The organism is Lonsdalea populi, from assembly GCF_015999465.1.
GTDB lineage: Bacteria > Pseudomonadota > Gammaproteobacteria > Enterobacterales > Enterobacteriaceae > Lonsdalea > Lonsdalea populi.
In genome coordinates this window covers 1,849,744-1,864,888 of sequence record NZ_CP065534.1, presented here as the reverse complement: position 1 = coordinate 1,864,888, position 15,145 = coordinate 1,849,744, and the positions used below count along the sequence as shown (strand labels likewise).

The window sequence follows — 15,145 nt, the reverse complement described above, 5'->3', positions numbered from 1 at the left end:
GCCTGTCTTATTTATGCAATGAGGTACGATTTTGTTGCGCGATTCGTAGCGTTCTAAACACCGACTGGATTTTTCGCGCATCCTTGATGCCCGGCTGCGACTCCACGCCGGAGTTCATATCCAGTCCCGCGCACCCGAACGTGGCGGCGCGGTCGGCGTTATCCGGGGAAATACCGCCGGCCAGCAGCACGTTATCGAGCTTCGCGCCTTCCATCACTTGCCAGTTGAATGCCTTGCCGCTGCCGCCTTGGGCGTTATCCAATACGATGCGATCAATATGGGCGCGCTCAAGGTTGGGCAGGGATTCGCCGACGCTGACGGCCTGCCAGATTTGACAGCCCGCAGGCAATTGTTGACGCAATGCCGCGATGTAAGCCGCATCTTCGTCGCCATGTAGCTGTACTGCCGTCAGTCGAAGCTCATAGGCGGCGGTGGCGATGTCGCTTAACGGCGCGTTGCGGAACACGCCGACATAGCGCAGCGGCGCGCCGGCCATCACGTCAGCAGCTTGCTGCAACGTGACGCAGCGTGGCGACGACTCGACGAAAATCAAACCGCCGTAGACGGTTCCGGCCTGATAAGCGGCTTCGGCGTCTTCCGCGCGCGTCAATCCGCAAATTTTATTGTCTCCCAGCATGACCCGGCGAACCGCCATAGTCAGGTCGGATTCCGACATCAGCGAACTGCCGATGAGAAAGCCGTCGGCATAGCGGCTCAGCGCCTGGATCTGCGCATAGCGGCTGATGCCGGATTCGCTGATGACGGTCACGTCCGGCGGAAGCTGAGGCGCAAGTGTGCGTGTCCGGTTGAGATCGATGGACAGGTCACGCAGGTCGCGGTTATTGATGCCGACGACCTGAGCCTTCAGCGCAATCGCCCGCTCCAACTCCTGCGGGTTGCTTACTTCGGTAAGAACGCCCATTTTCAGACTATGCGCCACCTCAGCCAACTGCCTGTATTGGCTATCATCCAGCACGGAAAGCATCAGCAGAATCGCATCCGCCTGATAGTAGCGGGCCAGATAGATCTGATAGGGAGCGATAATAAAGTCTTTGCACAGCACGGGCTGGTGAACCGCCGCGCTGACGCGGGCCAAAAACTCAACGTTGCCCTGGAAATATTTTTCATCCGTCAGGACGGAAATCGCCGAGGCGTAGTCTTCATAAACCTGCGCGATCGCCGCCGGATCGAAATCTTCGCGAATCAGCCCTTTCGAGGGCGAGGCTTTTTTGCACTCCAGAATAAATGCAGGTCGAGTCTGTTTCAGCGCCTGATAAAAGCTGCGTTGGCTCGGTACGATCTGTGACTGGAAATCCGCCAGCGGCTGCTGTTGACGACGTTGTTCGAGCCAGACGGCTTTATCCCGCACGATTTTGGTTAACACGGTGTCCTGCATGGTTTACTGTCCTCTCGCTGCCAGGTCCTTCACGCGCTGATAAACCTGACCACTGTGAATAACTTCCAATGCCTGCTGCGCATTCTGCGCCAGGTTTTCCTGACCGAACAGTTTTAACAGCAGCGCGACGTTGGCGGCAACGGCGGTGTTGTGCGCCGGCTCCCCATTTCCTTGCAGTAGGCGCGCCAGCATGTCCCGGTTTTCATCCGGCGATCCGCCTATCAGCGCCGACATTGGGTAGCTTTCCAGTCCGAAATCCCGGTGGGTTAATTCATAGGTTTCAATGTGACCGTCGCGTAGCTCCGCCACCTGAGTGGGTCCGTGGATCGCGACTTCATCCATCCCGCTACCGTGGACGACGGCCGCGCGCTGGTAGCCGAGCAGTTTCAGCGTTTCCGCCATGGGGTTCACCAGATCGGGACTGTAAACGCCGATCAGCGCCAACGGCGGGCGCGCCGGGTTGCTCAAGGGGCCAAGCACGTTGAACAGCGTATGGGTTTTCAACTGCTGGCGCACGGGCGCCGCATGGCGAAATCCCGTGTGGTACTGCGGCGCAAACAGGAAGCAGACGCCCAATTCGTCCAATGCCTGACGAGACGCTTCAGCCGACATATCCAGTTTGATGCCGAAGGCGGCCAGCAGGTCCGAAGAACCGGAGCGGCTGGTGACGCTGCGGCTACCGTGCTTGGCCACTTTTACGCCGCAGCTCGCCGCGACGAAAGCGCTTGTCGTAGAGATGTTGATACTGTTGGTGCCGTCGGCGCCCGTGCCGACGATATCGGCAAACAGGTAATCCGGGCGCGGAAACGGCTGCGCGTCTTGCAAGAGCGCGCTGGCAGCGCCGGCGATTTCATCCGGCGTTTCGCCGCGAATTTTGATGCTGATCAGTGCGGCAGCCAGCTGTGAGGGCTCCAGTTCATTCCGGATGATCGCCGCGAACAACTGCTGGCTCTCCTCGCGGCTCAATGTTTCTGCAGAGTAAAGCTTTTGAAGTATGGTTTGCATGGTCGTGTCCTTGCTCAATTTATGCCAGAGCCCATTCCAGCGTTTGATTCAGTAAGCGGGCACCCTGGGCGGTAAGAATGGATTCCGGATGAAACTGGAAGCCGCAAACGCGGTCCTGGTCGTGTCGAACTGCCATCACCATATTGTTGAAGTGTGCGTTGACGGTCAGCGCTGCGGGAATATCGCCGCCCACCAGAGAATGATAGCGGGCGACCGGCAGCGGGTTGCTTAATCCGCTGAACATGGCAAGGCCATCGTGTTCGATGCTGGACGCTTTACCGTGCAAGATCTCATCGGCTTGTCCTACATGGCCGCCGTAGGCCTCGACGATGGCCTGATGCCCCAGACAAATGCCGATAATCGGCAAATGTCCCTGCAGCCGCTGCAACAGTTCCGGCATGCATCCGGCATCGGCAGGAGCCCCCGGTCCCGGAGACAGCATCAGCACCGGCTGTTCCATCTCCTTCAGGCGTTCAATAATCGCGTCCGCCGACATGATGTTGCGGTATACCACGACGTGATGACCGCTGGCACGCAGTTGATCGACAAGATTATAAGTAAACGAGTCGATGTTATCGAGTAACAGAATATCAGCCATCAGAACACCTCCTTGGCGTGATGGGCGCTGGCGATAGCACGCAAAACGGCGCGAGCCTTATTGCGGGTCTCATCGGCTTCGGCCTGAGGATCGGAGTCCAGCACGACGCCGGCGCCCGCCTGTATGGTGGCGATGCCGTCTTCGACATAGGCAGAGCGAATAACGATGCAGGTATCCAAATCACCGCTGGCGGTAAAATAACCGACGGCGCCGCCGTAGCTGCCGCGGCGCGTTTTTTCACTCTCGGCAATCAATTGCATGGCGCGAACTTTAGGCGCGCCGCTCAGGGTTCCCATATTCATGCAGGCGCGGTAGGCGTGCAAGACGTCAAGGTCTGCGCGTAGCTGACCGACCACGCGGGACACCAGGTGCATGACGAAAGAGTAGCGGTCGACTTTGGTGAGATCGGCGACATGGCGACTGCCGGGTTCGCAGATACGCGCCAAATCGTTGCGCGCCAGATCGACCAGCATCAGGTGTTCCGCCAGCTCTTTAGGGTCCGTGCGCATTTCCAGCTCGATGCGGCTGTCCAGATCCCGATCCAGCGATCCGTCAGCGCGGCGGCCGCGCGGGCGGGTTCCCGCGATGGGGTAGATTTCAATCTGGCGGCTCGCGGCATCATATTTGAGTGCGCTTTCCGGCGAGGCGCCGAACAGCGTGAAGTCCTGATCCTGCATATAAAACATGTAGGGGCTGGGATTATTTTCTTTCAGTGTCTGATACGCCGCCAGCGGAGAAGGGCAAGGCAGAGAAAAATAGCGAGAAGGCACAACCTGAAAAATTTCGCCCTGACGGATGGCCTGTTGCATTTGTCTGACGACATCACCGAAGTCTTCGTCGCTCTGATTACAGTTTAGCGTCATGCTTTCAACGTACTGGCTAGGCAGCGCAGGCGCGGGCTGCGTCATCTGGTGCTGCAACTGTTCAAGACGTTGCTCCAGGCGCTGACGTTCGTCGGCATTCGGCGTAAACAGGCTCGCCTGCAGATGCGTCATCTGGCGCTGGTGATTGACAACCAACAGCGTTTCGGCGAGATAGAAACAGTAATCGGGGCAGCGTTGCTGTTGATTGAGCGGGGGCAGCGTTTCAAACCCGGCGACCAGGTCATAGGCGAACAAGCCGCCGAAAAACATGGCTTCACGTTCATTGCCCGGGCAAGTCACCAGCGTAAGCATCTGTCGCAAAGCATCGAAGGCGGACAACGAGCGCAGCCGCGCATCCTCATCCTGCATCTGGTCTATGACCGGAAAGGTCAGCTCGCGGCTATTCGGCCGCGCTTCCACAATCACTTCCGGCGGCAGTGCGCCGTCCAGTAACGGCAGTAGCGATGCGCCGTTGGCCGTCAGTGCTTGAACGGAAACCTGCGTTCCCATCGCCGTGATGCGCAGTGCGCTGTCTACGATCAGCAGACTCTGCAAATTAAGCTTGCTGTTGACCTCGGCGGACTCCAGCAATAGCGTGGCCGGTCTGGCGCCGCACAGCTGATGAAAAATCGCGCTCGGGTTGTCCCGGTATTCGGTCTCGGCGCGCAGTAATTCAATTTCTGGTTTTGTTTTTGGCATGATGGTCACTCATTTATATCCATGAAAAAGCCCGCGTTAAGCGGGCTTAAGGATGCTGCATACCAAATAATGGTTATGCGCGATCGTTTCGCCCTCAGAGGGAGAAACGCCACCAACCTACACTGTACTCTTTCGATTGAATCGCCATGGGTTTGTCTCTAATCCGTTACTGAACTTGCGTACTAGTTAACGGGAACATCAAAGGTAAGTCAACCTGAAAACAAAAATTAATCAGGATGAGATGCGGGGCGCTGCCGCGCATCGCCATAATTATCTTTCTTACCTTTTTATTGCTATTGATGGCATCATGCCGTTTGAACTTATCTTTGTCCGACAAGATGGATGCACTGCGTGTCAGAAGAAACCCCCCTCCTTGCTTCATTCCCACTGTACGATTTGCACAGTCACACCAAGGCCTCCGACGGAGGATTAACGCCTGCTGAACTGGTGCGCCGCGCGGTAGCTATGCGGGTTGGCGTGCTGGCCATCACCGACCATGACACCACCTCTGGCCTGGCTGAAGCGCGGGAGACGATTCGCCTTGAGGCGCTGCCGCTGCGACTGGTTGCCGGCGTCGAAGTGTCCACGATGTGGGAAAATCATGAAATTCATATCGTCGGATTAAGTATCAACTCTCATCATTCTGCGATGGAGTCGCTGCTTGCACGGCAGGCGGACTATCGTCAGCAACGTGCCGAGCAAATCGCGGTCCGGCTGGAAAAAGCGCAGGTCGCCGGTGCGTTGGAAGGCGCTACCCGTCTCGCGGATGGCGGGGTAATTACTCGCGGGCACTTTGCCCGTTATCTGGTCGAACAAGGCAAGGCCACGGCCATTAACCAGGTATTTAAGCGCTATCTGGCGAAGGGCAAAACCGGCTACGTTCCGCCGCAGTGGTGTACAATAAAGCAGGCCGTCGACGTGATTCATGAGTCCGGCGGTGTGGCGGTCATGGCTCATCCCGGCCGTTACCCGCTCAGCACCAAGTGGTTAAAACGACTGCTGGCGCACTTTGCCGAATGTCAGGGCGATGCGATGGAAGTGGCGCAGTGTCAGCAGGCGCCCGATGAGCGTTCGCAACTGGCGCGTTATGCACAGGACTATCATTTGCTGGGATCGCAGGGATCGGACTTTCACTATCCCTGCGCCTGGATAGAACTTGGGCGCAAACTGTGGTTGCCCGGCGGAGTGGAACCGGTTTGGGAACATCCGACGCTGAGAGACGAGCTGACGGCATGATGGTCAGCCGCACGTGAAAACGCGGGGCATCGCTGTCGCGAATTTCACGTTTTGAAGAGATGAGGTGGTACATGAGTCAATTTTTCTATATTCATCCCCAAAATCCGCAGGCGCGGTTGATCGCTCAGACGGTCGACGTCTTGCGCAAGGGCGGGGTGATTGTTTATCCGACCGACTCCGGCTATGCGCTGGGCTGTCAGTTGGAAGATAAATCGGCGCTGGAGCGCATTTGCCGCATTCGCCATCTGGACAGCAATCACCATTTTACGCTGATGTGCCGCGATCTGTCGGAATTGTCCACCTATGCGCATGTGGACAATGCGGCGTTTCGACTCATCAAGAACAACACGCCGGGTAACTACACGTTTATTCTGAAGGGCACGAAAGAAGTCCCGAGACGCCTGATGAACGAGAAGCGCAAAACCCTCGGGCTGCGCGTTCCGGCAAACCCTATTGCGCTGGATCTGTTGGCGGCAATGAACGAGCCGCTGATGTCTACCACGCTGATGCTGCCGGGCAACGACTTCGCCGAGTCCGATCCGGAAGAGATCCAGGAACATCTCGGCAAACAGGTCGACCTGATTATTCACGGCGGCTTTATCGGGCAACAGCCCACGACGGTTATCGATCTCACCGGCGATTCGCCGGAGGTGATTCGCGAAGGCACTGGCGATATCACCCCATTCCTCTGACGCGTCTCACCTTGGCAACATTCAGCATACAAATGGCGCGAATGCAGTTATAATCGCGCCGCAAATTTCATGCGTGGGCGTTTTCGACGCCGGCGCATTTACCCCCCGACGCCTGTGAAGGCGACACTCAGAGGTTGCTCGATGAGCGAAAAGCTACAAAAAGTACTGGCGCGTGCAGGACATGGTTCACGCCGGGAAATCGAAACAATGATTCAGGCTGGACGCATTAGCGTCGATGGTAAAATCGCCACGTTGGGCGATCGTGTCGACGTGACCAACGCGACCAAAGTGCGTATCGACGGTCACGTAGTGACGGTACGCGATACCGAAGAGACGGTATGTCGGGTCTTGATGTACTACAAACCGGAAGGGGAACTGTGTACGCGCAGCGATCCCGACGGTCGTCCGACGGTATTTGATCGTCTTCCTAAAATGCAGGGCGCGCGTTGGGTTGCGGTCGGTCGGCTGGACGTGAATACCTCCGGTCTGCTGCTGTTCACCACCGACGGTGAGTTGGCGAACCGTTTGATGCACCCGAGCCGCGAAGTCGAGCGTGAATATGCCGTTCGCGTCTTCGGCACGGTCGATGACGATAAAATCAAACAGCTGAGTAAAGGCGTACCGCTGGATGACGGCCCCGCGTCGTTCCGCACTATCCGCTATCAGGGCGGCGAAGGCATGAACCAGTGGTACAACGTGACGCTAACGGAAGGACGTAACCGTGAGGTGCGTCGCCTGTGGGAGGCCGTGGGCGTTCAGGTTAGCCGCCTGATCCGCGTCCGTTACGGCGACATCCAACTGCCGAAGAGTCTTCCGCGTGGCGGCTGGTCTGAAATGAAGTTGGAAGACGTTAACTATCTGCGTGAGCTGGTCCAACTGCCGCCTGAAACGGTGAGTAAATTGCCGGTTGAGCGTGAGCGTCGTCGGATGAAAGCCCATCAGATCCGCCGTGCGGTGAAACGACACAGCCAGGTAAGCGCGGCTCCAAGCCGTCGTAACCCGCCTTCCAGGCGTAACGGCTGATTGACTAAGGGATACCCGATTCAACACGGTATCCCGTTTTATTTTCTTTGGCGCGCCGTTCTTTCCCCCTACCGTTTCATTCTGCCGCGTTATTCCGCCGCCCCGGGTTTCCTTCGCGGCTGGGCATCAAAACTCATACCCGTCTTGCGCCGACTGTCGTCCCCCATCAGATACAAATAGAGCGGCATGATATCCGCAGGTGTTTTCAGCTTTTCCGGATCTTCCTCAGGGAAGGCTGCGGCGCGCATTGCCGTTCTTGTTCCGCCGGGATTAATGCAGTTCACCCGCAGATTACGATGGCGATACTCTTCGGCCAGTACCTGCATCATGCCCTCGGTGGCGAATTTTGAGACGGCATAGGCGCCCCAGCCCGCGCGACCTTCGCGCCCCACGCTGGAGCTGGTAAAGACGAGCGAAGGGCTGGACGACTTCAGGAGCAGGGGAAGCAGCGCCTGCGTCAGCATAAAGGTGGCATTGACGTTGACCTGCATGACCTGTTGCCAAATGTCGACGGACTGTTCCGTCATGGGAGCGATCTGCCCCAGCAGCCCGGCGTTGTGCAGGACGCCATCCAGACGCGGCATCGCCTGACTCAGCGCTTCCGCTATCTGGCGGGACTGATCCGGCGTAGCTTCCAGCATGTCGCACGGGATCAGATAGCTGTGCGCGCCGCACTCTTCCTGAATCTGCCTCTCTACTGCGCGAAGTTTGCTTTCGGTACGGCCGAGCAGCACCAGCCGGGCGCCGTAGCGTGCATAGGTCAGCGCGGCCTCGCGTCCTATACCGTCTCCCGCGCCGGTGACCAGAATAATACGTTGTTTCAGCAGATCATTTTTAGGTTGATAGTGCACGTCAATGTCCTCTTACCATCGTCAACTCAGACGCTGAACGAAAGGGGATTGCTGTCGGCCACGCGCGGCGACCGGAATCCGATATCGATTTTGCAACTATAAATGGAGGGTTTATGCCTGAAACGATAGGCATATTCAATCAGACTGGCGCTATTTCCGGGAGGCGCGTTGGAAAAAACAGCAAAAATGTGAATTTCATTGCTAAGGCATCGCCATAACGCAGGGCATAAGCTACGTTATGACACTGATGTTAGGCAACCCAGTCAGGAGCGCTGACCGAGTCAGTTTCCTGCTAGTCACAGAATAAAAGGCGGTATTCATGGAATTAGTGGCTTTATATGGATTATTTCTGGCAAAAACATTGACCGTGGTGGTCGCCATTGGCGCGCTGGTGGTGCTGACCTTAGGGCTGTCTCAGCGAAAACGCCCGCGGGGCGGCGAGCTGCAGGTCATCGACCTCGGCGAGCAGTATCGCGGCGTGCAGCGGGAGATGGAGAGCGCCGCCCTGGGCGACGCGGAACGCAAGGCGCTGGAGAAAAAACATAAGAAAGAGGAAAAGGCCAAGGCTCGATTGGAGAAGCAGCGTAGTCGGCGCGGCGATGAGGACAAGGGCAAACCTAGCCTGTATGTACTCGACTTTAATGGAAGTATGGACGCCTCTGAAGTCAGTTCGCTGCGCGAGGAAATTTCTGCGGTAATGGCCGTGGCCCGTAAGAACGATGAAGTGCTGTTAAGACTCGAAAGTCCCGGCGGCGTGGTGCATGGCTATGGTCTGGCGGCCTCTCAGTTGCGGCGTTTGCGCGATAAGGGGATTCGTCTGACGGTGGCAGTCGATAAAGTCGCGGCCAGCGGGGGATATATGATGGCCTGCGTGGCGGATCGCATTGTGGCGGCGCCGTTCGCCATCGTCGGTTCCATCGGCGTGGTTGCGCAGCTGCCGAATTTTAACCGGTTGCTGAAAAACAACGATATTGATGTCGAGCTTCATACGGCAGGCGAATATAAACGTACCCTGACGCTGTTTGGCGAAAACACGGATGCCGGACGTGAGAAATTCCGCGAAGAGTTGGATATCACGCATCAGTTATTTAAGTCGTTCGTCAGTGAGATGCGTCCTGGCCTGGATATTAATGCGGTGGCGACGGGCGAACACTGGTTCGGTACTCAGGCAAAAGCGTTGGGACTGGTGGACGCGATTGGCACCAGCGACGATTTGCTGATCGCTGAGATGAATTCCTACAACGTCCTGTCAGTGCACTACACGCGCCGCAAGCGTCTGATGGATCGCTTTACCGGCAGCGCGGGTGCCACACTGGAGCGCTTGATGCTGCGCTGGTGGCAAAAAGGACAACATCCTCTCCTGTAACCTGTCTGTCGTAGCCCGTCGTAGCGGCGGGCTACGACCGAATCAAACTTCCTGTTTTTACTCTTATCGGCGCTTCCGCGCTGATTCAGCCGCCGTGTCTCCGCCAGCCGACATGCTCAGTCCTTCAGGATGTATTTCTCAGATAGCTCATGCGCCAGGTATTTGAACATATTGAATACGGCGGTGGTTTTGCGCGAAGGAAGCCCTTCGTCGTCTAGAAAGTAGTCGCCACGAAAAACCAGCACGCCGTTTTTTTGCTCGACGTCGGAGGCTTCAATACCTTGTAAATAGTCGTCGTGATTTTTGATGAGGGTGTTGGCTTCCGCCAGCAAGGTGGCGCGATCGATGGGGGTCTTTTCTTTATTAGCGTGCATAACGCCTGTGCTCCTGCGAGTAAAATTCTGCGGCATTGTACTGCCTGGATCCTTTACACGGCAAATCGCCAGATTTTATCTTACTCGTTTAAGTTCTCGCGGGGCGATCGGTGGCGAAAACCGCCTTTACATGCTAATTAAGTTGCGTGGTCGCATTTATCAGGTAGAGTGTGGGATTTTCCATAGTCAAGCAGAATAATTTATTTACGCCGTGGATGATAACCGTTAACTATGGTTACAATGCGGTAAACGACTATTCCCACGGGATCATAGAGTTGCGACGGATCAGTGGTGCCTGCGAGCCCGTGAAGACAAGAACAGAACGATGTTCCTCGCAGCCGAAAGCGAATTGAGCTGGGGTGATGACGGTTATCATCCCGTGTTGGTAAAGATTTTTTCTTTTCTCAAAGAATTCAGTAGGTAACAATAAATTATGGGTAAAGCTCTCGTCATAGTTGAGTCCCCGGCAAAAGCCAAAACGATCAATAAGTATCTTGGCAATAACTATGTGGTTAAATCCAGCGTCGGTCATGTACGTGACCTGCCGACTAGCGGCTCTGCGAGTAAAAAGAGCGCGGATTCTGCACAGGGAAAAACCAAAAAAGCGCCTAAGAAGGACGAGAAGACCGCGTTGGTCAATCGTATGGGCGTCGATCCTTATCATGACTGGGCGGCAAATTACGAGATCCTACCGGGCAAGGAGAAAGTGGTTGCCGAGCTGAAGACGTTGGCGGAGAACGCTGAACACGTCTATCTCGCAACCGATCTTGACCGCGAAGGTGAGGCCATTGCATGGCACCTGCGGGAAATCATTGGTGGAGATGAAGCGCGCTTCAGCCGCGTCGTGTTTAACGAAATTACCAAAAACGCGATCCAGCAGGCGTTCGAAAATCCAGGCGAACTGAATATCGACCGCGTTAACGCTCAGCAGGCCCGTCGATTTATGGACCGGGTCGTGGGTTACATGGTCTCGCCGTTACTATGGAAAAAGATCGCTCGCGGTCTGTCCGCCGGACGCGTCCAGTCCGTCGCTGTGCGCCTGGTGGTGGATCGCGAACGTGAAATCAAAGCGTTCGTTCCTGAAGAGTACTGGGAACTGCACGCGGACCTGTTGGCGTCAAGCGACATTGCATTGAAAATGCAGGTCACACATCACAACGGCAAGCCTTTCAAACCGGTCAACAAAAACCAGACCCACGCGGCGGTTTCTCTGTTGGAGAAAGCCCGCTATGTGGTAACCGATCGCGAAGACAAACCGACCAGCAGTAAACCCAGCGCACCTTTTATCACTTCCACGCTGCAACAGGCGGCGAGTACGCGCCTCAGCTTCGGCGTGAAGAAGACCATGATGATGGCGCAGCGTCTGTACGAAGCGGGCCACATTACCTATATGCGTACCGACTCCACCAACCTGAGTCAGGACGCGCTGGACATGGTACGCGGTTTTATCAGCGATGAATTTGGTCAACGTTACTTGCCGGACGCGCCTAACCACTACAGCAGCAAAGAGAACTCTCAGGAAGCGCATGAAGCGATTCGTCCTTCCGACGTCAATGTGCAGTCCGAACAGTTAAAAGATATGGAGCTGGATGCGCAGAGGCTGTATCAGCTGATCTGGCGTCAGTTCGTCGCCTGTCAGATGACGCCGGCGCAGTACGATTCCACCACGCTGACGGTCAGCGCTGGCGATTACCAGCTGCGCGCTAAAGGCCGCACGCTGCGTTTCGACGGTTGGACCAAAGTGATGCCAGCACTGCGCAAGAATGATGAAGACCGTTCTCTACCTGCGGTGGATGTGGGCGAAGCCCTGACGCTCGATAAACTGTTGCCGAGTCAGCACTTCACCAAGCCGCCTGCGCGTTACAGCGAAGCCTCTCTGGTGAAAGAGCTGGAAAAACGCGGGATCGGACGTCCGTCTACCTATGCTTCCATCATTTCGACGATTCAGGACCGTGGCTACGTTCGGGTAGAAAACCGTCGCTTCTACGCGGAGAAAATGGGTGAAATCGTCACCGACCGTCTGGAAGAGAACTTCCGCGAGCTGATGAGCTACGACTTTACCGCACGCATGGAAAGCAGTCTCGATCAGGTCGCCAACAATCAGGCGAAGTGGAAAGGTGTGCTGGACGAGTTCTTCGATGAGTTCACCAAGCGTCTGGAAACCGCCGAGCTGGATCCGGATGCGGGCGGTATGAAGCCGAATCAGATGGTGCTGACCAGCATCGACTGCCCGACCTGTAGCCGTAAAATGGGGATCCGCACCGCCAGCACCGGCGTATTCCTGGGCTGCTCCGGCTACGCGCTGACGCCGAAAGAACGCTGCAAAACGACGATCAACCTGATCCCGGAAGAGGAGGTGCTGAATATCCTTGAAGGGGATGAGGCGGAAGCCCATGCGCTGCGCGCGCGTCGTCGCTGCCCGAAATGCGGCACGGCGATGGACAGCTATCTGATCGACAATCAGCGCAAGCTGCACGTGTGTGGTAACAACCCGTCCTGTGAAGGGTATGAAATCGAAATGGGCGAGTTCCGACTGAAAGGCTACGACGGTCCGGTGGTTGAGTGCGACAAGTGCGGCGCAGAAATGCACCTGAAAATGGGGCGCTTTGGTAAGTATATGGCGTGCACTAACGATGACTGTACCAACACACGTAAGATCCTGCGTAGCGGCGAAGTCGCTCCGCCGAAAGAGGATCCGGTGCCGTTGCCTGAACTGCCTTGCGAGAAGTCCGACGCTTACTTTGTACTGCGAGACGGCGCAGCAGGCGTGTTCCTGGCCGCCAATACGTTCCCGAAATCGCGTGAAACGCGCGCGCCGCTGGTGGAAGAACTACAGCGGTTCAAGGATCGGTTGCCGGAAAAACTGCGCTATCTGGCCGATGCGCCCGTCAACGACGGTGCGGGCAATAAAACCATGGTGCGCTACAGCCGTAAAACCAAACAGCAGTACGTCTCGTCGGAAAAAGACGGTAAGACGACCGGCTGGTCCGCATTCTATGTGGAGGGTCAATGGGTTGAAACCAAGAAATAATTTTTACCGCGACGGTGTGCGTTGAGCCGTTCCGTCAGACAGGCAAGAGGATGATGACGAGGCCGTTTTTGACGGCCTCGTTTTTTTGTCGAACGATCGCATTATCCCGTGCATTACCGAAGCGATACCCGATGCCGTCATAGCGTAAGTTAGGCTTCGGGCAGCGACGTTAATCCGCGTGACGCTGAGCCTGAAGGGCGATCAGATGGTCGGCAATGCCTCGGATGATCCTGAATGCTGTTTGCCCGATATCGCGATTCAAGCCCGACGTCAGACAATCCCCCGTACTACGCAGAAAGTCTGCTTCCAGTGAATCCACGAATGCGTCGAAATCAAATATTCCCGTCCGTGGTTTATCCTTGTGACTGAGTACCTGATCAATGCGTGCCGACACGTAATGGATCGCCTTTTCGAATGCGCGTCGTTCGGCAGGAGACAGATAAGCGCCCGGCGTGACGTGGTCACGCCAACGGGCGGAAGAATCACGGGGAAAAGAAGGGGTTTTCTCATCCATCTTAGCTCACCTGGAGTGCGGCCGAGCTCGGCACTTTGAACGGATGGTTGACGTTGGTCAGGCTGTTATTTTGGGCGGTGACATTCAGCCCTTCACTGTCGCTTTTCACAAACGCGAACTTGCCGTTTTCCGCATCCACCTGGCTGAGGTTGATATTCCAGTTCCCTTGCTGACCGCCGTTAGTCCGCACGAAAGTCCCAAAGTCTTTAACCTTAAAATTATCCACTGTGAAGTTGGCGTCCGCATTCAATTGGAAGACCTTGTCGGAGGCGCCCTGTGCGCTGCTGTTGGTGATCGTCACATTGGCAGGGCTGCCCGCATTGTCCTTCACGGTTAACGCATCCTCGCCGACATTGGTCCAATGGACATTATCAATCGTGGCGTCGCCGTACAGGTGAATGCCATCCGCGGCATTATCGCCGAAAATCACGTTTTTGACCGAGCCGCCGTCCGCAACTTCGAACAGCGGTTTCTGTCCTTCCGTCTGGCTGCCGTTGCCCAGTCCAGCCCCGGCGATGTAGGTCTTGCCCTGACCGTCGAAGGTTTCTCCTGCGCCGACTTTGATCGGTTCGTTCACGATGACCGCACTGGCGTTATCGGCCGTTGGAAAACTGACGGCTCCGCTCTGACCGATCGCAGACGGCGCAGCCCCCGGCTGATTCGGAAGACGGGTTGATGATGGGCTGTTGCCATCAGAGCCAGGCAGTGATGTTTCGCCCCGTGCCGCAGGCGCTGTCTCTACGGTTTGAAGCGCCGCTGAAGGGGAACCCGATGCGCTATTGAGCGGCAGCGAGCCGGGGACGGCTGATGCGCCGCCGTTACCGACGTCTCCGTCCTGCGGCTGGCCGAACTGACTCTTCTGGTGGTCCATCAGTATGGCAATCAGCTGTAGCAGCGTTTGAGACAGTTTGTCGGTGCCAAGCTGGCCTCCGCCGTCCAGCGTCGGCAACAGGCTGCCTGCCAGCGCGTTGCTTCCGGCGTTCTGCAATGTGTCGCGGCTCAGATCCTGTGGATGCGCAGCGGACGCTCCGTACTCTGGTGTGCTTTGCCCGCTCTGCGGCATCAGCGTATCCAGCAGCTTGCCAAGCGTCTCCAGCCGGTTTTGCTGGTTCTGACTATCCTGACCGCCAATGCCCCCTGAGGCGGTGCCGTTGTTATCTGAGCGGCCTGCGCCTTCTGACGGCGTCTGGCTTCCGGCTTGCAGGGTCAGCAATAGTGCCGCCAGCAGCTTGGCCATGCTCTCTAATGCCGTTTGATATTGTGTCGCGTTGCTGTCGGTGTCCTGCCGTTCCGTTGAGAGGTTCTGAGGAGTGATGCTGTCCAGATTGGCGTGATTCATGCCGGGGCTGGGCAGAGTAAGCGTAATGTTCAGGTCTGACATAGCGTGTGCCTTGTAGGATGTCGTTGAGTGAAAAACAGGCCGTAGCGAATTCTGAACAGGCGGTTCGCTTTTTTTATGGGTGGCTCAAACGTTCGCCCAGTTCCCTAAACCCAAGC

At 56.5% G+C, this 15,145-nt stretch carries 11 protein-coding genes, 1 pseudogene and 1 other annotated feature; of the genes and pseudogenes, 5 read left to right on the top strand and 7 right to left on the bottom strand.

Going from position 1 to position 15,145, the window contains the following annotated elements; genetic code table 11:
• Window positions 1–7: 7 nt before the first annotated feature.
• From trpCF to I6N93_RS08065, 3 genes and pseudogenes are all read right to left on the bottom strand, one after another.
• The gene (gene trpCF / locus I6N93_RS08080) at window positions 8–1,396 is read right to left on the bottom strand and encodes a bifunctional indole-3-glycerol-phosphate synthase TrpC/phosphoribosylanthranilate isomerase TrpF (RefSeq protein WP_085684041.1); all 1,389 of its coding nucleotides are present in this window, start codon (window positions 1,394–1,396) and stop codon (window positions 8–10) included.
• 3 nt (window positions 1,397–1,399) lie between these two features.
• Window positions 1,400–2,999, bottom strand: a pseudogene (gene trpD, locus I6N93_RS17495) (bifunctional anthranilate synthase glutamate amidotransferase component TrpG/anthranilate phosphoribosyltransferase TrpD).
• On the bottom strand, window positions 2,999–4,561 hold the full coding sequence (locus I6N93_RS08065; RefSeq protein WP_085684047.1) for an anthranilate synthase component 1: 1,563 nt from the start codon (window positions 4,559–4,561) through the stop codon (window positions 2,999–3,001). Before I6N93_RS08065 ends, trpD begins: the two are co-directional and overlap by 1 nt.
• A 21-nt stretch (window positions 4,562–4,582) precedes the next feature.
• Window positions 4,583–4,682 (bottom strand) — a sequence feature (Trp leader region).
• Between the two features lie 221 nt (window positions 4,683–4,903).
• On the opposite strand from I6N93_RS08065, the gene rnm reads away from it, so the two are divergent.
• The 3 genes from rnm to rluB all read left to right on the top strand — a co-directional run bounded on the left by rnm (window position 4,904) and on the right by rluB (window position 7,512).
• Entirely contained in the window at window positions 4,904–5,797 is an 894-nt protein-coding gene (rnm, locus tag I6N93_RS08060; RefSeq protein ID WP_112092190.1) for an RNase RNM, read from the top strand.
• 71 nt (window positions 5,798–5,868) lie between these two features.
• A complete protein-coding gene (locus I6N93_RS08055; protein WP_085684051.1) occupies window positions 5,869–6,489 on the top strand; it encodes an L-threonylcarbamoyladenylate synthase in 621 nt (206 codons plus the stop codon).
• Window positions 6,490–6,630: 141 nt separating this feature from the next.
• The gene (gene rluB / locus I6N93_RS08050) at window positions 6,631–7,512 is read left to right on the top strand and encodes a 23S rRNA pseudouridine(2605) synthase RluB (RefSeq protein WP_085684053.1); all 882 of its coding nucleotides are present in this window, start codon (window positions 6,631–6,633) and stop codon (window positions 7,510–7,512) included.
• 89 nt (window positions 7,513–7,601) lie between these two features.
• On the opposite strand, the gene I6N93_RS08045 is transcribed toward rluB, so the two are convergent.
• The gene (locus I6N93_RS08045; RefSeq protein WP_085684055.1) at window positions 7,602–8,363 is read right to left on the bottom strand and encodes a YciK family oxidoreductase; all 762 of its coding nucleotides are present in this window, start codon (window positions 8,361–8,363) and stop codon (window positions 7,602–7,604) included.
• Between the two features lie 319 nt (window positions 8,364–8,682).
• Here I6N93_RS08045 and sohB point away from each other — a divergent pair, with 319 nt between their 5' ends.
• Window positions 8,683–9,729 carry a protease SohB gene (sohB, locus tag I6N93_RS08040; RefSeq protein ID WP_085684057.1) on the top strand — a complete coding sequence of 349 codons (1,047 nt, stop codon included), beginning with the start codon at window positions 8,683–8,685 and terminating at the stop codon, window positions 9,727–9,729.
• Window positions 9,730–9,845: 116 nt separating this feature from the next.
• On the opposite strand, the gene I6N93_RS08035 is transcribed toward sohB, so the two are convergent.
• Window positions 9,846–10,103 (bottom strand): YciN family protein, encoded by a 258-nt coding sequence (locus I6N93_RS08035; protein WP_085684059.1) that lies wholly within the window; start codon window positions 10,101–10,103, stop codon window positions 9,846–9,848.
• 433 nt (window positions 10,104–10,536) lie between these two features.
• Between I6N93_RS08035 and topA the strand changes: the two genes are divergently transcribed.
• Window positions 10,537–13,134, top strand: a complete 2,598-nt coding sequence (topA, locus tag I6N93_RS08030; RefSeq protein WP_085684061.1) for a type I DNA topoisomerase — start codon at window positions 10,537–10,539, stop codon at window positions 13,132–13,134.
• A gap of 169 nt (window positions 13,135–13,303) precedes the next feature.
• Here the strand turns inward: topA and I6N93_RS08025 are convergent, their stop codons facing one another.
• On the bottom strand, window positions 13,304–13,648 hold the full coding sequence (locus tag I6N93_RS08025; RefSeq protein ID WP_085684063.1) for a DNA-binding protein: 345 nt from the start codon (window positions 13,646–13,648) through the stop codon (window positions 13,304–13,306).
• A gap of 1 nt (window position 13,649) precedes the next feature.
• Window positions 13,650–15,029 carry a pectate lyase gene (locus tag I6N93_RS08020; protein WP_085684066.1) on the bottom strand — a complete coding sequence of 460 codons (1,380 nt, stop codon included), beginning with the start codon at window positions 15,027–15,029 and terminating at the stop codon, window positions 13,650–13,652.
• Between the last annotated feature and the right edge of the window lie 116 nt (window positions 15,030–15,145).